Raw genomic sequence first — 21,752 nt, 5'->3', positions numbered from 1 at the left:
CCGACTAGGTACAATTCTTCCTATGTCCGAAGCCGTAACAAACCCGTCCCCATTTGTTCACCTGCGCGTTCACTCCGAGTTCTCGGTGGTGGACGGCCTCGTGCGCATCCCCGACCTCATCAAGCGCGTCGCCAAGCTGGGCCAGCCCGCCGTTGCGCTGACCGATCTGTCGAACCTGTTCGGCCTGATCAAGTTCTACAAGGGCGCGCGCGGCGCGGGCATCAAGCCCATCGCCGGCTGCGACGTCTGGTTGAGCAACGACGACGACCCGGCCAAGCCGTTCCGCGTGCTGCTGCTGGTGCGCAACCACCAGGGCTACCTGAACCTGTGCGAACTGTTGTCGCGCTCGTTCCTGACCAACCAGGGCAAGGGTCGCGCCGAGATCCGCCGCGAATGGCTGCAGGGCCAGGATGGCCTGATCGTGCTGTCGGGCGGGCGCGGCGGCGACGTCGGCCAGGCGCTGGACGCCGGCAACGCCGTCTCGGCGCTGGCGCTGGCGCGCCAGTGGGCGCACCTGTTCCCGGGCAGCTACTACATCGAACTGCAACGCGCCGGCATGGACGGCGACGAAGCCTACACCCAGGCCGCCATGCGCCTGGCGGCCGAGGCCGGCCTGCCGGTGGTGGCCACGCACCCGGTGCAGTTCCTGGACGAATACGAATTCCAGGCGCACGAGGCCCGCGTCTGCATCGCCGAAGGCGAGATCCTGGCCAACCCGCGCCGCGTGCGCCGCTTCACCAAAGAGCAGTACTTGCTCAGTTCCGAGGAAATGGCGCGCCGCTTCGCCGACGTGCCCTCGGCGCTGGCCAACACGGTCGAGATCGCCAAGCGCTGCAACCTCAGCCTGGTGCTGGGCAAGCCGCGCCTGCCGAATTTCCCCACGCCCGACGGCGTGTCGCTGGACGACTACCTGGTGCAACTGTCCGAAGAGGGCCTGGAAAAGCGCATGGCCTTCCTGTTCCCGGACGAGGCCGAGCGCGCATCCAAGCGCGAGCAGTACTACGAGCGCCTGCGCTGGGAATGCAAGACCATCATCCAGATGGGCTTTCCCGGTTACTTCCTGATCGTGCAGGACTTCATCAACTGGGGCAAGAACAACGGCGTGCCGGTCGGCCCGGGCCGGGGCTCGGGCGCCGGTTCGCTGGTGGCGTACGCGCTCGGCATTACCGACCTGGATCCGATCCGCTACGACTTGCTGTTCGAGCGCTTCCTGAATCCCGAGCGGGTCTCGATGCCCGACTTCGATATCGACTTCTGCCAGGACAACCGCGAACGGGTCATCGACTACGTCAAGGAAAAGTACGGCCGCGCCGCCGTGAGCCAGATCGCCACCTTCGGCACGCTCGGCGCCAAGGCCGTGGTGCGCGACGCCGGCCGGGTGCTGGACATGCCCTACATGTTCTGCGACGGCCTGTCCAAGCTGATCCCGTTCAACCCGATGGACCCGTGGTCGCTCGAACGCACCCTGAAAGACGAGCCGGCCTTCAAGGACCGCTACGAGCAGGAAGAGGAAGTGCGCGCGCTGGTCGACCTGGCCAAGCCGCTCGAAGGCCTGACCCGCAACATCGGCATGCACGCCGGCGGCGTGCTGATCGCGCCCGGCAAGCTCACCGACTTCTGCCCGCTGTATTGCCAGGCGGGGCAGGAGAACAGCGCGGTGTCGCAGTTCGACAAGGACGACGTCGAAGCCGCCGGCCTGGTCAAGTTCGACTTCCTGGGCCTGCGCAACCTGACCATCCTGGACTGGGCCGTGCGCTACGTGCGCCAGTTCAACGCCGACAAGCGCGACTTCGACGTCATGGCGCTGGCGCTGGACGATCCGGCCGCCTACAAGATCCTGTGCGACGCCAACACCACCGCCGTATTCCAGCTGGAATCGCGCGGCATGAAGGAGCTGCTCAAGAAGCTGCGGCCCAACACCTTCGAAGACATCATCGCCATGCTGGCCCTGTACCGTCCGGGGCCGCTGGAATCGGGCATGGTGGACGACTTCGTCAACCGCAAGCACGGCCGCGCCGCGGTGGACTACTTCCACAACGATCTGGAGAGCACGCTCAAGAGCACCTACGGGGTCATCGTCTACCAGGAACAGGTGATGCTGATCTCGCAGATCATCGGCGGCTACTCGCTGGGCGGCGCCGACCTGCTGCGCCGCGCCATGGGCAAGAAAAAGCCCGAGGAAATGGCCAAGCACCGCGAGCTGTTCGAGCAGGGCGCCAAGGAAAAGGGCCACGACCCGGACCTGGCGGTCAAGCTGTTCGACCTGATGGAGAAGTTCGCGGGCTACGGCTTCAACAAGTCGCACTCGGCCGCGTATGCGCTGATCTCGTACCAGACCGCCTGGCTCAAGGCCTACCACCCGACCGAGTTCCTGGCCGCCACCATGTCCTCCGACATGGACGACACCGACAAGGTCCAGATCTTCTGCCGTGACGCCCAGGACAATGGCGTCGAGGTGCTGCCGCCCGACGTCAACTTCTCGGGCTGCCGCTTCGAGCCGGTGGCCGACCGGTACACCGAAAAGGGCAAGCCGCCGCGCACCATGCGCTACGGCCTGGGGGCGGTCAAGGGCACCGGCCAGGGCGCGGTCGAGGACATCCTGCGCGCCCGCAAGGAAGGCGGCCCGTTCCAGAACCTGTTCGACTTCTGCCGCCGCGTCAGCAAGCACGCGGTCAACCGCCGCACCATCGAGGCCCTGATCAAGGCTGGCGCGTTCGACACCATCGAACCCAACCGCGCCGCCATGCTGGCCTCGGTGCCGACCGCCATGGAAGCGGCCGAGCAGGCCGCCCGCAGCGCCAACCAGTCCTCGCTGTTCGGCGACGACAGCAGCGACGTGGTGGCCGGCGAACTGGCCAAGGTCGCGCCGTGGGACCTGCACAAGAAGCTGACCGAGGAAAAATCGGCGCTGGGTTACTACTACAGCGGCCACCTGTTCGACGCCTGGCGCGACGAAGTGCGCCAGATCGTGCCGATGCAGCTGGCGCGGGTCGAGCCGCAGCGCGACCTGCAATGGATGTGCGGGGTGCTGGCCAGCGTGCGCGTCATGATGACCCGGCGCGGCAAGATGGTGTTCGCGGTGCTGGACGACGGCACCGCGCAGGTCGAGATCTCGGTCTTCAACGAGCTCTACGAAAAGCATCGCAACCGCCTGCGCGAAGACCAGCTGGTCATCGTCCAGGGCAAGGTCAGCAACGATGACTACTCGGGCGGCATGCGCATCGTCGCCGAGCAGCTCTATGACCTGCAGCTGGCGCGCGAGGCGCGCGCCAAGTCGCTGCGCGTCAAGCTCAACGGCGGCGCCGACGCCGCGCGCCTGCGCCAGATGCTCAACCCGTTCCGCGCCGAGCCCGAGAACGGCATCCCCGGCGTGCCGGTGGACATCGTCTACACCAAGAACAATTTCCTCTGCACGGTGCGGCTGGGCGAGGAATGGCGCGTGCGCATGGCCGACACGCTGCTCGAGAACCTGAACGCCTGGACCAAGCCGAACGGCGTGGAGGTCACGTACTGATGCGCATCGTCCACTCGGAAGCCGCCACTAGTTTCGGCGGCCAGGAAGGCCGTATCTTCAAGGAGATGAACGTCATGCGCGCGCGTGGCCATCACCTGGAAGCCATCTGCCAGCCGAACGCGCTGCTGGCCGAGCGCCTGTCGGACGCCGGCTTCACCGTCCACACGCTGGAGATGGACGGGCCGGTCAACTACCTGAAGGGCGTCGCCACCATCCGCCGCATCCTGCGCGAGGGCCGTTTTGACGTGCTCAATACCCACAGCCGGCGCGACACCGTGATCGCCGCGGCCGCCGGCCGCCTGGCGGGCACGCCGCTGATCGTGCGCACCCGCCACCTGTCCAACAAGGTCGGCTCGCTCTGGTCGTACACGCGCCTGCCGCATCGCGTCACCACCGTCAGCGATCACGTGCGCGAGCACCTGATCGAGCGCGGCGTGCCGGCCGACCGCGTCGCCACGGTCTATTCGCCCATCGTGCTGCCGCCGCCGGTCGAGCATTCGACCCTGCGCGAGGAGCTCGGGCTGGCGCCGGACGACCTGGTGGTCGGCTGTGTCGCCGTGATGCGCGCCACCAAGGGCCACAAGGACCTGATCGACGCCATCGCGCCGCTGATGGCGACCCGGCCCAAGCTGCACCTGGTGTTCGTGGGCGGCGGCTCGCCGGTGTTCGAGCAGACCCAGGCCTATGTGGCGGAACGCGGCCTGTCCGACCGCATCCACCTGATGGGCACGCGCCGCGACGTGCCCAACCTGCTGGCCGGCTGCGACCTGTTCGCGCTGGCGACCCAGCAGGAGGCGTCCGGCACCGTCTACGTCGAAGCGCAGGCCAGCGGCCTGCCGGTCATCGGCACCGACGTCGGCGGCGTGTCCGAGATGTTCCGCAACGGTGAAACCGGCATCCTGGTGCCGCCCAAGGACCCGGCCGCGCTCACCGCCGCGCTCGAAAGACTGATCGACGACGCCGCGCTGCGCCAGCGCATGGGCGAGGCCGGCCGCAAGATGGTCTGGGAAGAGGGCGTGTTCTCGCCCGCCCGCCTGGCCGAGACCACCGAGGCCGTCTACACCCGCTGGCTGGCGGAGCGGCGTCGATGAACGCGCCCAACGTCCCGGTGCTGATGTACCACCACGTCACGCCGGCCGGCGGCATGATCAACGCCATGCCCGACGTGTTCGAGGCCCAGATCGCGCGCCTGGCGCGCGCCGGCTACCAGTCGCTGTCGACCGATCAGTTCGCCGCCTATCTGGCCGGCGCGCCGGCGCCCGAGCGCTCGGTGCTGATCACCTTCGACGACGGCTATCTCAACAACTGGGTCCACGCCCATCCGGTGCTGGCGCGCCACGGCATGCGCGCCGTGCTGTTCACCATCACCGGCTGGATCGGCGACGGGCCGGTGCGCCCGCACGCCGGCCAGGGCCTGCCGCTGCCGGCCACGCCCGACCATGACGCCAGCAAGAAGCTGATCGCCGAAGGCCGCGCCGACGACGTCATGCTGCGCTGGAGCGAAATCGAGGCGATGCGCGCCGCCGGCACCTTCGAATTCCATTCGCATACCCATACCCACACGCGCTGGGACAAGGTCTGCGGCGCCGACGTCGACGCCAAGCGCGCCCACATCGCCCAGGAACTGGCCGATTCGCGCGAGACGCTGACGCGCCGGCTGGGGCAGGCCAGCGACCACCTCTGCTGGCCGCAGGGCTATTTCGACGCCGACTACGTGGCGGCCGCCCGCCAGGCCGGGTTCCGCCACCTGTACACGACCGACCCGTTCGGCCAGAACGCGCCCGGCGCCGATCCCGGCCACATCTACCGCTTCGCGGTCCGCAACCAGGGCGGCAGCTGGCTCAACCGGCGCATCTGGCTGTCGCGCGATCCCTTCTGGGGGCCGCGCTATCACGCCTGGAAAGCCTGGAAAAAGCGTCTTAGGAATCGCGGATGAAGTTATCAGTCATTGTCATCACCAAGAACGAAGCGGCCAACATCGCCGACTGCCTCAAGTCGGTCGCCTTCGCCGACGAGCTCATCGTGGTGGATTCGGGCAGCACCGACGGCACGGTCGAGCTGGCGCGGGCCCTGGGGGCGCGGGTCGAAGTGACGGCCGACTGGCCCGGGTTCGGCCCGCAGAAGAACCGCGCGCTCGACCTGGCCACCGGCGACTGGGTGCTGTCGATCGACGCCGACGAGCGCGTCACGCCCGAACTGGCCCGCGAGATCCAGGCCACCCTCGCCGCGCCGCGCGGCGACGCCTACGAGATCGCCCGCCTGTCGAACTTCTGCGGCCGCGACATCCGCCACAGCGGCTGGTGGCCCGATTACGTGCTGCGCCTGTTCAAGCGTGGCGCCGCGCGGTTCAACGACGTGGTGGTGCACGAACGCGTGGTGCCGGCCGACGGCCGCGCGCCGCTGCGGCTCGAAGGCCACTTCCAGCATTACCCGTACGACAACCTGGACGCGCTGATCACCAAGATCAACCGCTACTCGTCCGACGCCGCCGCCATGATGTACGCCAAGGGCCGCCGCACCTCCGTGCTCGGCGCGCTTGGCCACAGCTTCTGGACCTTCGTGCGCATCTACCTGATCCGGCGCGGCTTTCTCGACGGCCGCCATGGCCTGGTGCTGGCGGTGACAGCCGCCTCGGGCAGTTTCTTCCGCTACTCGAAGCTGATGTTCCTGGCCGAGAAGAACAAGTGAGAATCCTCTACACCAACTTCCACGCCAACAACGGCGGGGGGCACGTCACCTACATCATCAACCTGGCGCGCGCCCTGGCCGCCGAGCACCAGATCACGGTCGCGGCGCCCGCCACCAGCCGCCTGTACCGCTACGCCAAGGCGATCCCGGGCGTGACGGTGGTGGAAATGCGCTACACCACACGGCCCTCGTCCTGGTTCAAGGACCGCGCGCGGCTGCGCCGCCTCATCAAGGACGGCCGCTTCGACATCATCCACGCCAACGGCTCGGCCGACCACAAGCAGGTGATGCTGGCGACGCTGGCCATGCCGCGCCGCCCGCGCATCGTCTTCACCAAGCACAACGACCATCCGGTCGCCAGCTTCGGCCACAAGCTGCGCGTGGCGCTGGCCACCGACCACAGCATCGCGGTCAGCGACTACATCCATGGCCTGCTGGCGGCCTCGCCCTACGGCAAGCGGCCCATCACCACCATCCGGCACGGCATCGACACGCGCTTTTTCGCGCCGCCGCCGCCCGACAGCCTGGACAAGCTGCGCGAAATCTTCTTCGGCCCGGACTGGCGCGGCAAACTGCTGCTGGGCAGCGCCGGCGGCACCGACTACGACAAGGGCTGGCTCGACCTGGTGGCCGCCGTGGCGGCGCTGCCGCCGGGCGACCGCGAGCGCGTGCTGCTGCTGGTGGCCGGCGACCCGCCGTCCGAGGCCAAGCTCGACCGCGTGCGCGAGCTCGGCATGATCGACCAGGTGCGTTTCCCCGGCCTGCTCGACGACGTGCGGGCGGCGCTGGCCTCGTGCCACGCCGGCTTCGTGCTGTCGTACCGCGAGGCGCTGTCGTTCGCCTGCCGCGAGATCATGGGCCTGGGCCTGCCGGCGCTGGTGACCGACGCCGGCGGCCTGCCCGAGAACGTGACCGACGGCGTCGACGGCTGGATCGTGCCGGTGCGCGACGTGGCCGCCATGACCGCGCGCCTGCGCCTCATGCTGGATGACCCGGCGCAGGTGCGGACCATGGGGGCGAACGCCCGCCAGACCGCCGAGCGCGACTTCAACCTGGCGCGTTTCGCGCAAGCCACGGTCGACGTCTACCAACGTACATTGGGCGGACACTGAGCCTCTATAATCCCGCCATGTCTATCCCAATTCTCATGTACCACCAGATCGGCGAGCCCAATCCCAAGGGCACGCCGTTCCGCGGCCTGACGGTGCACCCGGACGATTTCGCGCGCCAGATGCGCTGGATGCGCTTCCTGGGCTACCGCGGCCTGTCGATGCGCGACGTCATGCCCTACGTGCGCGGCGAGCGCCGCGGCAAGGTGTTCGGCCTGACCTTCGACGACGGCTACCGCAACGTGGTCCAGAACGCGATGCCGGTGCTGGACAAGCTGGGCTTCACCGCCACCAACTACCTGGTGGCCAACCAGTTCGACGGCGGCAACGTCTGGGACGCCAAGATCGGCATCCCGTTCTCGCCGCTCATGACGGTCGACGAGATGCGCCAGTGGGCCGCGTCCGGCCACGAGGTCGGCTCGCACACCCTGGACCACGTCCATCTGCCCGAAATGACGCCCGACGAGGCGCGCCGCCAGATGGTCGAGTCCAAGGACGCGCTGGAGCAGGTGCTGGGCGCGCCCGTCACCGCCTTCTGCTACCCCTACGGCGACCATGGCCCGGAGCACCTGGTCATGGCGCGCGAAGCGGGCTATGACAACGCCACGCTGACCAAGCGCGGCCTGGCCAACGCCAGCGACGATCCCTTCGGCCTGCCGCGGGTGACGGTGTCGCGTTCGACCGGCATCTTCCGTTTCCTGCAGAAATGCCTGACGCGCTATGAAGACATCCGCGGGCGCGGCTGAGCGGCGGCTGCGCATCGCACTGCTGGTCGACCGTTTCGGCAACCGCTTCGGCGGCGCCGAGGCCTACGGCGTCGAACTCATGCGCGTGCTGGGCGAGCGCCACGACGTTTCCGTGGTGGCGCGCGACTTCGACAGCGACCTGCCGTTTCCCTTCCTGCCCGTGCGCTTTCCCGGCTGGCTGCCCAGCTGGATGCGGGTGCTGTATTTCGCCTGGAAGGCCGATCGCCTGACGCGCGGCCGCTACGACATCGTGCATTCGCACATGAACGGTTGGGCCGGTGAAATCCAGGTCATGCACGTCACGCCGGTGCGCTACAACCGCCTGACCCGGGTCAAGCCGGCCAAGCGCGCGCTGGCCTGGCTCAGCCCGCGCCTGGCCACCTATCTGCTGCTGGAGAAATTCCGCGTGCGCCGCGCGCCGGCGCGGCGCGTGGTGGCGGTGTCGGGCCTGATCATGGACCAGCTGCACCGCAGCTACGGTCCGCAACTGCCGGTCGAGATCATCGCGCCCGGCGTCAAGCTGCCCGCGCCCGAGGCCGCCGCGGCCCGCGCCGCCACCCGCGCCGGACTCGGCTGGGACGACGCCACCATCGGCTGCCTGCTGGTGGCCCGCAATCCGCTGCGCAAGGGCCTGCCCGCGCTGCTCGACGCCCTGGCGCTGTTGCCCGCGCCGTACCGCCTGCTGGTGGTGGGCGCCGACGACGCCACCCGCGACCGCGTGCGCGCGGCCGGCGCGGTCGCCAGCCGCGTCACGCTGGTGGATCCCACGCCCGAGGTCGCCCGCTATTTCGCCGCGGCCGACATCTACGCCCATCCCACGCTCAACGACAGCTACGCCATGGCGCCGCTGGAAGCCATGTCGCATGGCCTGCCGGTGGTGGTCAGTTCGCCGGCCTATTGCGGCTTCGCGCAATATCTGTCGGCCGGCAAGGACGCGCTGATCCTGCAGGACCCGCGCGACGGGGCGCAGCTGGCGCAGGCCCTGCAACGCCTGGGTGATGAACCCGAGCTGCGCGCGGCGCTGTCCGAACGCGGCCTGGCGATCGCCCGCGACCAGAGCTGGGAAACCGTGGCGGCGCGCTACGAGGACCTGTACCACGCGGTGCTGGCCGAGCGCGCCTGACGACGGGCGAGGGTGGGGCCGTGAAGCCCGCGCCAGAAACGACAACGGGACCGCGAGGTCCCGTTGTGCATTTCAGTGCGCCGGCGCCGTGGCCCGTTCCAGCTCGCTCAGCCAGCGCACGGCATATTCGCGGTCCGGCCCGCACATCTCGGCCTGGGCTTGCAGTCCGCCGCAAAAGTCGGGTCGCGACGGCTGGCCGAAGATCGCGCAGCGCATGTCCGGCAGCAGCTGGATACAGGGCACGCCGGCCGGCTTGCCATCCGGCATCCCCGGGATCGGCCGGGTGATCGACGGCGCGATGCAACAGGCGCCGCATCCCGGCCGGCAGGCCAGCGCCGTCGCCATGCTCAGACCCACCCGCGCAGCCAGTACACGAACAGGCCGGCGTATTCCTTGATGATCGAGCGGCTGGCGTCGAAGGTGCGCTGGTCGGGCAGCCAGCGGTTGAGCGAACCGTCGGTGGGCGCCACGATCTGCGGCGGCGCGGGGGCGGCGATGGCCACCACGCCCTGCTTGGAGAAGGCCGCCATGGCGCGCGGCATGTGCAGCGCCGACGTCACCAGCAGCACCTTGCCGATGCCGCGGGTCTTGAGCTGGTCTTCGGTCAGGGCCGCGTTCTCGTAGGTGGTGCGGCTGGCGTTTTCCAGGATCAGGGCCGATTCCGGCACGCCCTGCTGGCGGATGGCGTGGGCCATGCCGCGGGCCTCGCTGACGTCGCCTTCCAGGGCGCCGCCGGACAGCACCACCTTGGGCGCGCGGCCGGCCAGGTACAACTGCGCGGCGGTGTCCACGCGCACCACCGCGGTGTCCTTGTCGTACGGCAGGAACCAGTTGGCGCGGCCATTGGCGGTATTGCCGCCCAGCACCACGATGGCGTCGGCCGTGGGCGACTCGGTCGGCGGCAGGTGCGGGTAGCGGCTTTCCAGCGCGCCGCCCAGCCACAGCGAGGTGGCCGGCAGCGACCAGGCCAGCGCCCACAGCAGGCCGGCGACGATCAGGGCGCCGCCGGTCTTGCGCAGGCGGAACAGGCCCAGCACCAGGCCGATCACCACCAGGGTCAGGCACAGGTTGTAGGGGATGATCAGATTCGTGAGGTAGCTGGACATGATGGTCATTTCAAAACTAAGCGTTTACTGCGCGCCGTCCAGTAACTGGCCCGCCTGCCGTTCCACCTCTTCGATGGACGGCCAGGCCGTTTCCGAACCGACGCATACCGCCCGCGGCGACCACGGGCCGGTGCGGCCGGGGCGGGTGACGCCGAACAGCGTCAGCTCGCGGGCGCCGGCCGCGGCGGCCACGTGCGAGACGCCGGAGTCGTTGCAAATCACCAACGCCGCGCGGGCCGTCAACGCGGCGAACGCGCCCAGCGGCAGCGGAGGCAGCAACTGCGCCGTGGGCGCATTGCGCCGGGCTTCCTCGGTTTCCGCCGGAGGGGGGCACATTACCACGGTATGGCCCCGGGCTTGCAGCGTGCGGGTAAGTGTATCGAATCCCGGCCACACCTTGACCTTGCCTTTGTGCAGACCGGTCGCGGTGGGGGCGATCAGGACGAAGCGCTGGCCGGCCAGGCCGGCCGCCTCCAGGGCCAGGCTGGCGGTCTGCTGGTGGGCCGGCGTCAGCGGCAGGTCGAGCGTCGGGCCGGGTTCGGCGGGGCCGGTCGGCAGTCCCCAGCGCGCCAGCGCCTCGCGGGTCAGGTGGTGCCAGGACTGCACCGCGTGCAGCCCGGCGTCCGGCTTGGCCACCGGCCAGCGCAGCAGGAAGCTGCGGCCATCGTCACGGTAGCCGGCCGACGGCAGTCCCGCCAGCCGGAACACCAGCGCGCTCGACAGCGAGTCCGGCAGCAGCAGCCCGCGGGCGCGGCGGCCTTCGGCGCCCAGCGAGCGGCGGTGCGCGCTGACCTTGGCACGATCCGGCCCCACTTTGCCCAGCATCGGCAGGAACTCCCGTTTCTCGATGCCATCCAACAGGTCCCGGGCCCAGGGGCGGGCGCAGATCACCAGGGGCAGGCCGGCGGCCTGCAGGGTGCGCAGGCTGGGCAGGCTCATGCAGACATCACCCACCCAATTGGGCAGGCGGACGTAAAGGCAACTGATTTCGGACATGGACAGGCGCACGGCGCGATAGAGGCTGAAGGGGGGACGCCCGGCCCCGCGCGGTAACGCGTAGCCAGTACAATCCGGGGCACAATTGTATAAAAGCGAGTGATTCCATTGAATTCTGCCGCACGCAACGCGCCTGCGGGCTCCCAGCCCGTCAAAGCTGAACTCTGGAGCCGTATCTATAGCCGGGTCGGCTCCTACTGGAAGGGTTTGGTGCTGGCGACCCTGCTGATGGCCGGCGCCGCCGCCACGCAGCCCACGCTGGCCGTCATTATGAAGCCGTTGCTGGACGAGGGCTTTTCGGGCGCCAAACCCTATTATGTCTGGGCGCTGCCGCTGGCGGTGGTGGGCCTGATCTTCGTGCGCGGCGTCTGCAACTTCTTCAGCGACTACCTGCTCGCCTGGGTCGCCAACAACGTCCTGCTGGGCATGCGGCGCGACATGTTCGAACGCCTGCTGGGCCTGCCCGACGCCGACTTCAAGCGCGGCGACACCGGCCGCCTGCTGAACCGCTTCACCATCGACGCCGGCAACGTCACCGGCTACGCCACCGACGTCATCACGGTGCTGGTGCGCGAGACCCTGGTGGTCATCGCCCTGATCTGCGTGCTGCTGTACATGTCGTGGGTGCTGACGCTGATCATCCTGATCATGCTCCCGGTCTCGGTGCTGATCGCCCGCGTCTTCATCAAGCGCCTGCGCCGCATCAACCGCGAAACCGTCAACATGAATGCCGAACTGACCCGCGTGGTCAGCGAGGGCATCGACGGCCAGCGCGTCATCAAGCTGTTCGACGGCTACGAAGTCGAACGCGGCCGTTTCGATTTCGTCAGCACCCGCCTGCGCCGCTTCGCCATGCGCACCGCCACCGCCGACGCGGCCCTGACGCCGCTGACGCAGGTCTGCATCTCGATCTCGGTCGGCGCGGTCATCGCCGTGGCCCTGAGCCAGGCCAACAACGGCGCGCTCACCGTCGGCAGCTTCGCCTCCTTCATGGCCGCGCTGGCCCAGATCTTCGACCCGATCAAGCGCCTGACCAACCTGGCCGCCCGCATGCAGAAGATGCTGGTGTCGGCCGAAAGCGTGTTCACCCTGATCGACCAGGTCCCGGAAGGCGACGACGGCACCCGTGAACTGCCCGAGCCGGTGCGCGGCAAGGTCGAGTTCCGCAATGTCACCCACCGCTTCTCCGACGCCGACCGCGACACCGTCAACGACGTGTCGTTCATCGTCGAGCCCGGCCAGACCGTGGCCCTGGTGGGGCGTTCCGGCAGCGGCAAGACCACGCTGGTCAACATGCTGCCGCGCTTCGTCCTGGCCGACAGCGGCGCCATTTTCGTCGACGACGTGCCGATCAACGACCTGAAGCTGCGCAGCCTGCGCTCGCACCTGTCGCTGGTCAGCCAGGACGTGGTGCTGTTCGACGACACCATCGCCGCCAACGTCGGTTACGGCGCGCTCGGCCAGGCCAGCGAGCAGCAGGTGCGCGACGCCCTGGCCGCCGCCAACCTGCTGGAATTCGTCGAAGGCCTGCCGCAGGGCATCAACACCCCGGTCGGCGAGAACGCCGCCCGCCTGTCCGGCGGCCAGCGCCAGCGCCTGGCGATCGCCCGCGCCCTGATCAAGAACGCGCCCATCCTGATCCTCGACGAAGCCACCTCCGCGCTCGACAACGAATCCGAACGCCAGGTCCAGTCCTCGCTCGAGCGCCTCATGAAGGGCCGCACCACGCTGGTCATCGCTCACCGCCTGTCGACCGTGCAGAACGCCGACCGCATCATCGTCCTCGACGCCGGCAAGATCGTCGAACAGGGCGCGCATCCCGAGCTGCTGGCCGCCAACGGCCTGTACGCCTCGCTCTACAAGATGCAGTTCCGCGAAGACTGATCCCGCGCGGCGCCCCGCGCGCCGCGCCAGGCCGCCACCCAGGAGCCGCCCATGTCCCTGCCCGCCGAAGGCAACCAGCTCGTCAACGTCGTCGTTCTGCTGGGGGCCGCGGTGGTGGCGGTGCCCCTGTTCAAGCGCCTGGGCCTGGGCTCGGTCCTGGGCTATCTGGCCGCCGGGCTGGCCATCGGCCCGTTCGGCATCGGCTGGTTCTCCGACCCCCGATCCATCCTGCACGTCGCCGAACTCGGCGTGGTGATGTTCCTGTTCATCATCGGCCTGGAGATGCAGCCGTCGCGGCTGTGGAAGCTGCGCGGCGAAATCTTCGGCCTGGGCGTGGCCCAGGTGCTGGCCTGCGGCGCCTTGCTGACCGCGGTCGGCCTGGCCGCCGGCCTGTCGGGCCCGGCCGCCTTCATGGCGGCGATGGGCTTCGTGCTGTCGTCCACCGCCATCGTCATGCAGATCCTGGCCGAGCGCGACGAGACCGCCAGCGCCCAGGGCCAGCGCATCGTTTCCATCCTGCTGCTCGAAGACCTGGCCATCGTGCCGCTGCTGGCCCTGGTGGCGCTGCTGGCGCCGGCCGGCGCCAGCGAGCATGGCGATCCCTGGCGGCAGTCGGCCATCGCCCTCGGTTGCGTGCTGGCGTTGCTGGCGGCCGGGCGCTGGCTGCTCAATCCGCTGTTCCGGCTGCTGGCCGCCGCGCATGCGCGCGAAGTGATGACGGCCGCGGCCCTGCTGGTGGTGCTGGGGGCGGCGCTGTTGATGGAATTCGGCGGCCTGTCGATGGCCATGGGCGCGTTCCTGGCCGGCGTGCTGCTGTCCGAATCCACCTTCCGCCACCAGCTTGAAGCCGAGGTCGAACCGTTCCGCGGCATCCTGCTGGGCCTGTTCTTCCTGGGCGTGGGCATGTCGCTGGACCTGGCCGCCGTGGCCCGCGAATGGCAGCTGATCCTGGCCGGCGTGGTGGTGTTCATGGTGGTCAAGTCGGTGGGCGTCTACCTGGTCGCCCGCCTGCTGCGCGCCAGCCACGCCGAGGCGCTGACCCGCGCGGCCCTGCTGGCGCAGGGCGGCGAATTCGCCTTCGTGCTGTACGGCGCCGCCGCCGCCGCCGGCATCTTCGACGCGCACCTGGCCGCCGTGCTGATCGCGGTGGTCATCATCTCCATGGCGCTGACGCCGCTGTGCGTGCTGGCGCTGCGCTGGCTGCTGCCCAAGCCGGTGCCGTCGATGGAAGGGGTGGATGTCGCCCAGGACCTGGACGGCTGCGCGCTGATCGTCGGCTTCGGCCGCTTCGGCCAGATCGTGACCCAGGCGATGCTGGCGCGCGACATCAGGGTGTCGATCCTGGATACAGACACCGACGCCATCCGCGCCGCCGCCAAATGGGGCGTCAAGGTGTATTACGGGGACGGAACCCGTATCGACATGCTGCGCACCGCCGGCGCCGAAACCGCCAAGGTCATCCTGATCTGCATCGACAATCCGCAGTCGGTCAATCACATGGTCAAGCTGATCAAGGCCGAATTCCCGCTGGTGCAACTGGTGGTGCGGGCCTATGACCGCATCCATTCCCTGGCGCTGGTCAGGGAGGGCGTCGACTATCAGGTGCGCGAGACCCTGGAATCCGCCCTGGTGTTCGGCGAGGCGGCGCTACGCGTCATCGGCGTGCCGCCAGACGAAGCCGCCGAGGTCGTGGCGGACGTGCGCAAGCGCGACACCGACCGGTTCGCGCTGGAGGTGGCGGGGGGGGCCTGTTCGCCGGGCGCTCGCTCTTGTACGGCAACATGACCGGCCCGGCCGACGGCCGCAACGACCAGGCCGACCGGGAAACCGTGGCGCCTTCCGGCCACGCCGAGCCTGGTGCGCCGGCATGACCGGCGTATGACAGGTCTTTTGGATGATGTATTACAGCGTCTTTTCATTACTTTACGCTTCATTTCACGCGCAAGCCTGAGCGGCTGAGGTAGATTGGTCTCCATCGGCGCTTCACTTCCGAAGCGCCTCTGCCAGGGGCCTGCCATGCTGCAATCCGATCGGATTTCCACGACCCCGCACGCTGTCGGGCTTGAGCTTGCGCGGCGGCAAGCCATGACCCTGCACTGCGGATTCTCCGCCGGCGCGATGCGCCAATTGGTCCAGTCGACGCGTGGAGCCGGCCCGGCCTGGGCCATCAGCGCCCACCGCGAAACCGACAAGGCGCGCGGCGCCAAGGCCTTTCCCTTCCGGATCGCCGCCACGGCGTCCTGAAGGCCGGCGCGGGCGCGTGGCCGTGGGGGCGCGCGCCCTGTCCGCCGGCTGTCAGAGCTGGGCCATCGCCGCCCGGCTCTTGCCGGCGGACTTGGCCAGGTACAACGCCTGGTCCGCCGCATGCAGCACCGCGGCCGTGTCGGCGCCGTGGCGCGGGATCAGCGCAATGCCGATGCTGCCGCCGATGTAGACCGGCATGGCCTGCTGCAGGTCGTAGGGCTGCCTGACGCTGTCGATGATCCGGTCGGAAAACCGCCGGATATCCTCGTTGCCGTCCAGCCGCATCAACAGCACGAACTCGTCGCCGCCGATCCGGCCGGCCTCGGCGCCCGGCGGCTTGAGCGCCAGCAGGCGTTCGGACACCTGCTTGAGCAGCGTGTCGCCGGCGCCGTGGCCGTAGGTGTCGTTGACCGACTTGAAGCCGTCCAGGTCCAGGTACAGCACCGCGAACTCGGCCTTGCCCTGGCTGGCCCGGCCCACCGCTAGGTCCAGCGCGCGCAGCAGGCCATAGCGGTTCAGCAGTCCGGTCAGTGAATCCTGCCGCGCCTGGCGCTCGTTCTCCCGCTCGGCCAGCATGGTCGACACCAGCATGCCGTTGAGCCGGTACGAGGCCATCGACATCGAGGTCATGTAGAGCGGCACCTGCACCAGCACCAGCCAGAAAATCGGCTCCTGGGTGAACAGGGCCGCCAGCGCGCAGGGGCCCACGCTCAGCGCCACCATCGCCGCCGACAGCCGCGGCGCGCCGAAATTGCGCACGCAGATGCCGCCGACCATCGAGGCCGCCGACAGGCAGGCCAGCGTCGCCGCGATCCAGTCGCCGCTGGTCAGGCTGATGAAGGTGCCGTAGCCCACGCTGCCGGCCCAGAACAACGCCAGCACCACATACGGGTCGGTCGGGGTCGGCCGGTGGGCCAGCGCCGCGCGCCGGGCGGACACCAGCACCACGATACGGGTGGCGCAGATCAATGACTCCATCGCCAGCCACAGCAGGAACGGCGGTTCGGGCCGGCGCAGCGTGATCAGCGCCGCCACCAGCAGGGTATTGATGATGCCGCCGAAGAAGATGGGCAAGGATCCGAACAAGCCGCCCACCAGCGCCACGCGGATATCCGGCGGCACGTTGCGGCCGGGGTCGACCAGCCACCGCGTGAACCGCCGGGTGGGTACGCTGTAAATCCTGTCCTGGGTATTCATAGCTTCGTTAAATGGGAACGGCGGGCGCGGCGCTGCTGGCGCCATCTTGCCTGCCCGCATGGCCTTGCGGCATTATGACCGGTAAAAATGGCACGACCCCTACCGCGATAGCGAAGGAGCGCCGTATTGAAGTCCCACGGGTTACTACACCGCAGTCTGTATGCCCTGGCGGGGCTGATCGCCATCGGCATCTGTGCCGCCGCGATGGCGCTGCTCTGGATGGACCGGCGCACCACCTGGAACCAGGCCTACGTCTCCGCCAGCAACCTCTCCGAAGCGCTCTCGGCCGATATCAGCCGCACCATTCGTGTCTACGACCTGTCATTGCAGGGCGTCATCGAGCGTCTGCACGAACCCGGCATCGAAACGCTGCCGCGCGCCACCTTGCACCGCTTCCTGTTCGACCGCGCCGCCAGCGCCGAATACCTGGGCACCATCCTGATCCTGGACCAGCACGGCAACATCCGCTACGACTCGCAGAGCCTGTTGCCGCCCGACGTGAACTTCGCCGACCGCGATTTCTTCCAGGTCCATCGCGAGCAGGCCGATGCCGGCATGTACATCAGCCGCCCCTACCAGAGCCGCCTGCGCGGGGGGGCGACGAGAGCATCGGCATCAGCCGCCGGCTCTCCCACCCGGACGGCAGCTTCGCCGGTGTGGTCTCCGGTTCCTTGCGCCTGGCCTATTTCCGCGAGCGCTTCGCCGGACTGTCCATCGGCCCGCGCGACGCCATCACGATTTTCCGCAACGACGGCGCGGTCATCGCGCGCACGCCGTATTCCTCGCGTGACCTGGGCGACGACATCGGCCACGCCATGGATTTTCAGCAATTCCTGATCCGGCGCGAGGGCGTCTTTGTCGGCGTGCTCGCGCCCGACGGCATCAATCGCCTCTATACCTTCGGCGGCGTCCCGGGCACCCCGCTGGTCGTCGACGTGGCGATGGCGGTCGACGACGTCCTGGAGCCGTGGGTGCGGCGGGCCATGCTGATCATCCCGATCACGCTCGCGCTGTTCGCCTCGGTCATGGCGCAGATCGTGCTGTACCGGCGCGAGACGCGGCTGCGCGAAGCGGTCGAACGCCAGCTCGAAAGAGAAGCCCAGACCGACGGCCTGACCGGCATCGCCAACCGCCGCACTTTCGACGAGGCCTTGGCGCGTGAATGGGCCAGCGCCGGGCGCGACGGCCAACCGCTGTCGCTGCTGTTTCTCGATGCCGACCGGTTCAAGCTGTACAACGACCGCTACGGCCACCAGGAAGGCGATCAGTTGCTCAAGATGCTGGCGCTGACCCTGCGCGGCAAGGCCCGGCGTCCGCGCGACCTGGCGGCGCGCTACGGCGGCGAGGAATTCGTCGCCCTGCTGCCCGACACCGCGCGCGCGCGCGCCATCGACATCGCCGAGCACATCCGCCAGGCCGTGGTCGGCCTGCGGGCGCAGCACGAGGACAACGAGGGCGGCATCGTCACGGTCAGCATCGGCGTGGCCACCATGGTGCCGCGCGCGGGCGAGGATGCCGCCGCCCTGGTCGAGGCGGCCGACGCCGCCGTCTATCGCGCCAAGGAGACCGGGCGCAACCGCGTGGTGGCGGCGGACCCATGATGTGGCCGCGCGCCCCAAAAAAAGACGGCCCGCGGGCCGTCCAGGTAAACGTCGCGGCGCGTTCTCAGCCGCCCAGCATCACCGCCTGCAGGCGGGTCTGTGCCGCTTGCACCTTCTGGGCCTGGGCGGTCAGTTCCTGCAGCAGCTTGTTCAGCTCGGCCAGCACCGTCGGATCCTGCACCTTGGGCATCGGGCCGGACAGGTCGATCTGCGCCTTGTGCGCTTCCACGTAGTCGGCCACCTTCAGGCTGCTGTCCAGCGTGCCGCTGATCTGCGGCAGCACTTCGCGGAACGTGTCGGCGGGCACCGTGACGGTCTTGGCGTAGGCCTTGTCGTAGACCGCCTTCAGGTCATCGGGCTGCTTGAGCTGCGCGCGGGCGGCATCCGCCTTGGCTTGCTCCTTGCCCAGCGCCTCGCCCATGTCCTTGAGCGCGGCCTGCACCGTCTTGATATCGTCGCGGCGCGCGATCACATCGTTCAGCGAGCGCACGGCGCCTTTCTGCATCAGGTTGCCCATCGGCTTCACGGACGCGTCCATGGCGGCGTTGAAATCGGTGATCACGGCATAGTGCGCGGCGTAGTCGCCGAACGACTTCTTCTCTTCTTCCGTCAGCTTCGGCACGCGCACGCCGGGCTTGTCGACGATGCGGGTCTGCAGGAACTGCGTGAGCGCGGCGCGCTGTTCGGGTTCTTTGCTGCCGCAGGCGGCCAGCACCAGCGGCAAGGCCAGGGCCAGCAGCAGGAACGGACGGAATAGGGATTTCATTGGGATACTCTCCGGAAAACATGGGAAATGGCGCGGCCCCTCAACCCCGGGGCCTGCCAGCCGGTGGCGAGCTTATCGGGTCGCCGTCTCCGTCGCCATCGGTTTCAAACTTCATTTCAATCGAAGTGTCGCGATACAAAAATCACACACATTGACGTGAAAGTTTGCGCCGCACCTGATAGTGGCGATGATCGCGATGGGAAGGGTCCATGGCAAGAAAGCCGCGATCGCGGCTTTCCAGTGTCAGCAATGATGCGGAACCGGCCGCCGGCCGGCAAGGCGCCGGGCCTCAAACCAGGATGATGTCGTACTTTTCCTGCGAGTACGTGCTCTCGACTTCCAGCGACACCCGCTTGCCGACGAAGTCGCCCAGCATCGCCAGGTGCTGGCTCTCTTCCTCCAGGAACAGATCCACCACGTCCTGCGACGCCAGGATGCGGAATTCCTTGGGATTGAACTGGCGCGCCTCGCGCAGGATCTCGCGCAGGATCTCATAGCAGACCGTGCGCGGCGTGCGCACGTTGCCGCGCGACTCGCACATGGGGCAGGGTTCGCACAACTGGTGCGCCAGCGAATCGCGGGTGCGCTTGCGCGTCATTTCCACCAGGCCGAGCTGCGTGAAGCCGTTGACCGTCATGCGGGTGCGGTCGCGCGACAGCGCCTTCTTCAGTTCGGCCAGCACGGTCTCGCGGTGCTCCTGTTCCTCCATGTCGATGAAGTCGAGGATCACGATCCCGCCCAGATTGCGCAGCCGTAGCTGGCGCGCGATGGCCTGGGCCGCCTCCAGGTTGGTCTTGAAGATGGTGTCGTCGAAATTGCGCCCGCCGACGAAGCCGCCGGTGTTGACGTCGACCGTGGTCAGCGCCTCGGTCTGGTCGATGATCAGGTAGCCGCCTGACTTCAGGTCGACGCGGCGCGACAGCGCCCGCGCGATTTCCTCGTCGACGTTGGCGGTATCGAACAGGGGGCGCTCGCCGCTGTAGTGCTGGATGCGGTCGACCACGGAAGGCGTGTAGACGCGGGCCCACTCCAGCATCGCCGCCGTCGTGGTGCGTGAATCGACCAGGATGCTGCCGGTCGACGGTCCCACCATGTCGCGCAGCACCCGCTGCGCCAGCGTCAGGTCCTGGTGCAGCAGCGCCGGCGCCGGCTGGGTGCGGGCGGCCGCCTGCACGCTGGTCCACAGCTTGCGCAGGTATTCCAGGTCGGCCGCCAATTCCTCGTCATTGGCGCCCTCGGCCTGGGTACGCACGATGAAGCCGCCTTTCTCCTCGCTCGGCATCAGCGCCTGCAGTCGCTCGCGCAGCTGGATGCGCTCGGACTCCGAGTCGATCTTCTGCGAAATGCCGATGTGCGGATCGTGCGGCAGGTAGACCAGCATGCGGCCGGCCATGCTGATCTGGGTCGACAGCCTGGCGCCCTTGGTGCCCAGGGGATCCTTGACCACCTGGACCATGATGGTCTGCCCCTCGAACAGCAGCTTCTCGATCGGCGTGGGCGTCAGGCCCTGGCTGCGCTCCCCGCGGTTCTCGCGCAGGTCCGCGATATGGATGAAGGCGGCCCGTTCCAGGCCGATGTCGATGAAGGCGCTCTGCATCCCCGGCAGCACCCGGACCACCCGCCCCAGATAGATATTGCCGACGTGTCCGCGCTGGATGCTGCGCTCCACGTGCAGCTCCTGCACCGATCCCTGCTCGACCAGCGCGACGCGGGTCTCGAAGGGCGTGACGTTGATCAGGATATCTTCGCTCAACGCGATGGTTGGGGGCATGGGGGCATCTTCTCCAAGGTAAGGGCGGTGCGGCGCAAGGCGAATAGTAAACGTACCGGTGCGCCTGGCAAGCAAGGCAATAGCCTACAGGCAAGACGACCTATCTATATATATAGACAGGAGGCGCCGCGTGGATATTGGCGATCGCGCCGTGGGGCAGGCGGGCACAACGCTATCTATATAGAGAGACGCGGCATTGGGCAAGTGCGTGGGCGGGGGAGGGGGGCGGGCAGGCAGAGGGCGGGCAGAGGGCAGGCAGAGGGCAGGCAGAGGGCAGGCAGAGGGCAGGCAGAGGGCGACCCGCGGGCCCAGGTATCGGGCGGTCTGCAAATTCATCAGACTTTTTGCGTCCGGCGTGTGACAGCCCAAAATTCTGTGCTATAGTCTCGCTCCTTCGCAGTTCAAGCAGTTTTGAGCAGCGAGGCCAAGCAAGTGCAACGGATTCAACGCTACGGCGATGGATCTGCCGCAGGGCAGCAAGGCGGTGAGCCAGCAATGACTCTCTCGAACCGGCAGTCAGCGAATTTTGCAAAAGGTGGTGCAAATCAGGCAGAAGCCAGTTGCATAACCTGCAAAAATTGTGCTATAGTCTTGGGCTTGGCTGGTGGCGGCAAATCAGGGTTTACCCGGTAGGGTGGTCTGAACAACGTTGCAAGCCGGCTGGGCGGTAACCAACCTCTGGAGCGATCCGGGGCTGCTGCGAAGTGAAGCGATTCACGAAACAGCGGGGTTGCAAGATAGGATGCAAATTAGGCAAAAGCCGGTTGCATAATCTGCAAAAGTTGTGTTATAGTTTCAGGCTTGGCAGTTACCGAAAACTTAGGGTTAACCCTGATATTTCGATAGCTGCTAAAGAGAAAGCCGGGTGCGAGCCTGGTGAGACCTGAAGGGGTCGTAGGCAAGGCAGCGAAGTAAATCAAACGAAGCTGACTTGACAAACGATAAAAACTTCTTCATAATCTCGTTTCTCTGCTGCTGACACAGCGATCGACGCGAAAGCGAAATCG

At 67.9% G+C, this 21,752-nt stretch carries 17 protein-coding genes and 1 pseudogene; 12 read left to right on the top strand and 6 right to left on the bottom strand.

The window, feature by feature from the left end:
* The first annotated feature begins 22 nt into the window (after positions 1–22).
* From dnaE to AOZ49_RS25990, 7 genes are read left to right on the top strand one after another with little or no spacing between them, the layout of a single operon-like run.
* Positions 23–3,514, top strand: coding sequence for a DNA polymerase III subunit alpha (dnaE, locus tag AOZ49_RS26020; protein WP_054478568.1), 3,492 nt, complete (start codon positions 23–25; stop codon positions 3,512–3,514).
* Entirely contained in the window at positions 3,514–4,605 is a 1,092-nt protein-coding gene (locus tag AOZ49_RS26015) for a glycosyltransferase family 4 protein (RefSeq protein WP_054478566.1), read from the top strand. The genes dnaE and AOZ49_RS26015 overlap by 1 nt, the downstream gene beginning before the upstream one ends.
* Entirely contained in the window at positions 4,602–5,450 is an 849-nt protein-coding gene (locus AOZ49_RS26010) for a polysaccharide deacetylase family protein (RefSeq protein ID WP_054434402.1), read from the top strand. The genes AOZ49_RS26015 and AOZ49_RS26010 overlap by 4 nt, the downstream gene beginning before the upstream one ends.
* On the top strand, positions 5,447–6,202 hold the full coding sequence (locus AOZ49_RS26005) for a glycosyltransferase family 2 protein (RefSeq protein WP_054434403.1): 756 nt from the start codon (positions 5,447–5,449) through the stop codon (positions 6,200–6,202). Before AOZ49_RS26010 ends, AOZ49_RS26005 begins: the two co-directional genes overlap by 4 nt.
* Positions 6,199–7,314, top strand: coding sequence for a glycosyltransferase family 4 protein (locus tag AOZ49_RS26000; RefSeq protein ID WP_054434405.1), 1,116 nt, complete (start codon positions 6,199–6,201; stop codon positions 7,312–7,314). Before AOZ49_RS26005 ends, AOZ49_RS26000 begins: the two co-directional genes overlap by 4 nt.
* 17 nt (positions 7,315–7,331) lie before the next feature.
* Positions 7,332–8,057, top strand: a complete 726-nt coding sequence (locus AOZ49_RS25995) for a polysaccharide deacetylase family protein (RefSeq protein ID WP_085943756.1) — start codon at positions 7,332–7,334, stop codon at positions 8,055–8,057.
* Positions 8,032–9,180: a glycosyltransferase family 4 protein gene (locus tag AOZ49_RS25990; protein ID WP_054478563.1), complete on the top strand. Its 1,149-nt coding sequence runs from the start codon at positions 8,032–8,034 to the stop codon at positions 9,178–9,180. The genes AOZ49_RS25995 and AOZ49_RS25990 overlap by 26 nt, the downstream gene beginning before the upstream one ends.
* 72 nt (positions 9,181–9,252) lie before the next feature.
* Here the strand turns inward: AOZ49_RS25990 and AOZ49_RS25985 are convergent, their stop codons facing one another.
* From AOZ49_RS25985 to AOZ49_RS25975, 3 genes are read right to left on the bottom strand one after another with little or no spacing between them, the layout of a single operon-like run.
* Positions 9,253–9,525 (bottom strand): YkgJ family cysteine cluster protein, encoded by a 273-nt coding sequence (locus tag AOZ49_RS25985; RefSeq protein ID WP_054478599.1) that lies wholly within the window; start codon positions 9,523–9,525, stop codon positions 9,253–9,255.
* Between the two features lie 2 nt (positions 9,526–9,527).
* On the bottom strand, positions 9,528–10,295 hold the full coding sequence (locus AOZ49_RS25980; RefSeq protein WP_006393900.1) for a YdcF family protein: 768 nt from the start codon (positions 10,293–10,295) through the stop codon (positions 9,528–9,530).
* Between the two features lie 15 nt (positions 10,296–10,310).
* Positions 10,311–11,282, bottom strand: a complete 972-nt coding sequence (locus AOZ49_RS25975; RefSeq protein ID WP_054478597.1) for a glycosyltransferase family 9 protein — start codon at positions 11,280–11,282, stop codon at positions 10,311–10,313.
* A gap of 108 nt (positions 11,283–11,390) precedes the next feature.
* Here AOZ49_RS25975 and msbA point away from each other — a divergent pair, with 108 nt between their 5' ends.
* The 3 genes and pseudogenes from msbA (at position 11,391) to AOZ49_RS25960 (ending at position 15,410) form a co-directional block, all read left to right on the top strand.
* Positions 11,391–13,166, top strand: a complete 1,776-nt coding sequence (gene msbA / locus AOZ49_RS25970) for a lipid A export permease/ATP-binding protein MsbA (protein WP_054434411.1) — start codon at positions 11,391–11,393, stop codon at positions 13,164–13,166.
* Between the two features lie 51 nt (positions 13,167–13,217).
* Positions 13,218–15,037, top strand: a pseudogene (locus AOZ49_RS25965) (monovalent cation:proton antiporter-2 (CPA2) family protein).
* Positions 15,038–15,182: 145 nt separating this feature from the next.
* Entirely contained in the window at positions 15,183–15,410 is a 228-nt protein-coding gene (locus AOZ49_RS25960; protein ID WP_054434415.1) for a hypothetical protein, read from the top strand.
* A gap of 51 nt (positions 15,411–15,461) precedes the next feature.
* Here the strand turns inward: AOZ49_RS25960 and AOZ49_RS25955 are convergent, their stop codons facing one another.
* Entirely contained in the window at positions 15,462–16,607 is a 1,146-nt protein-coding gene (locus tag AOZ49_RS25955; protein ID WP_054478561.1) for a GGDEF domain-containing protein, read from the bottom strand.
* Between the two features lie 204 nt (positions 16,608–16,811).
* Between AOZ49_RS25955 and AOZ49_RS33695 the strand changes: the two genes are divergently transcribed.
* A complete protein-coding gene (locus AOZ49_RS33695) occupies positions 16,812–17,444 on the top strand; it encodes a PDC sensor domain-containing protein (protein ID WP_231690445.1) in 633 nt (210 codons plus the stop codon).
* A complete protein-coding gene (locus AOZ49_RS33690) occupies positions 17,423–18,208 on the top strand; it encodes a GGDEF domain-containing protein (RefSeq protein ID WP_369815875.1) in 786 nt (261 codons plus the stop codon). Before AOZ49_RS33695 ends, AOZ49_RS33690 begins: the two co-directional genes overlap by 22 nt.
* Positions 18,209–18,272: 64 nt before the next feature.
* Here the strand turns inward: AOZ49_RS33690 and AOZ49_RS25945 are convergent, their stop codons facing one another.
* The gene (locus tag AOZ49_RS25945; RefSeq protein WP_054478558.1) at positions 18,273–18,974 is read right to left on the bottom strand and encodes a DUF3053 domain-containing protein; all 702 of its coding nucleotides are present in this window, start codon (positions 18,972–18,974) and stop codon (positions 18,273–18,275) included.
* Between the two features lie 289 nt (positions 18,975–19,263).
* The gene (gene rng, locus AOZ49_RS25940; RefSeq protein WP_054434422.1) at positions 19,264–20,727 is read right to left on the bottom strand and encodes a ribonuclease G; all 1,464 of its coding nucleotides are present in this window, start codon (positions 20,725–20,727) and stop codon (positions 19,264–19,266) included.
* Between the last annotated feature and the right edge of the window lie 1,025 nt (positions 20,728–21,752).

Origin of the sequence: Achromobacter sp. 2789STDY5608615 (assembly GCF_001298995.1) — a bacterium.
In the GTDB taxonomy this organism is placed as follows: domain Bacteria; phylum Pseudomonadota; class Gammaproteobacteria; order Burkholderiales; family Burkholderiaceae_B; genus Achromobacter; species Achromobacter insuavis.
This window is presented reverse-complemented; position numbering and strand designations above follow the sequence as displayed.

Coding starts and splice junctions, on each gene's coding strand:
- dnaE (WP_054478568.1), top strand. CDS start 23: ATGTCCGAAGCCGTAACAAACCCGTCCCCATTTGTTCACCTGCGCGTT.
- AOZ49_RS26015 (WP_054478566.1), top strand. CDS start 3,514: ATGCGCATCGTCCACTCGGAAGCCGCCACTAGTTTCGGCGGCCAGGAA.
- AOZ49_RS26010 (WP_054434402.1), top strand. CDS start 4,602: ATGAACGCGCCCAACGTCCCGGTGCTGATGTACCACCACGTCACGCCG.
- AOZ49_RS26005 (WP_054434403.1), top strand. CDS start 5,447: ATGAAGTTATCAGTCATTGTCATCACCAAGAACGAAGCGGCCAACATC.
- AOZ49_RS25995 (WP_085943756.1), top strand. CDS start 7,332: ATGTCTATCCCAATTCTCATGTACCACCAGATCGGCGAGCCCAATCCC.
- AOZ49_RS25990 (WP_054478563.1), top strand. CDS start 8,032: ATGAAGACATCCGCGGGCGCGGCTGAGCGGCGGCTGCGCATCGCACTG.
- AOZ49_RS25985 (WP_054478599.1), bottom strand. CDS start 9,525: ATGGCGACGGCGCTGGCCTGCCGGCCGGGATGCGGCGCCTGTTGCATC.
- AOZ49_RS25980 (WP_006393900.1), bottom strand. CDS start 10,295: ATGACCATCATGTCCAGCTACCTCACGAATCTGATCATCCCCTACAAC.
- AOZ49_RS25975 (WP_054478597.1), bottom strand. CDS start 11,282: ATGTCCGAAATCAGTTGCCTTTACGTCCGCCTGCCCAATTGGGTGGGT.
- AOZ49_RS25960 (WP_054434415.1), top strand. CDS start 15,183: ATGCTGCAATCCGATCGGATTTCCACGACCCCGCACGCTGTCGGGCTT.
- AOZ49_RS25955 (WP_054478561.1), bottom strand. CDS start 16,607: ATGAATACCCAGGACAGGATTTACAGCGTACCCACCCGGCGGTTCACG.
- AOZ49_RS33695 (WP_231690445.1), top strand. CDS start 16,812: ATGGCGCTGCTCTGGATGGACCGGCGCACCACCTGGAACCAGGCCTAC.
- AOZ49_RS33690 (WP_369815875.1), top strand. CDS start 17,423: ATGGATTTTCAGCAATTCCTGATCCGGCGCGAGGGCGTCTTTGTCGGC.
- AOZ49_RS25945 (WP_054478558.1), bottom strand. CDS start 18,974: ATGAAATCCCTATTCCGTCCGTTCCTGCTGCTGGCCCTGGCCTTGCCG.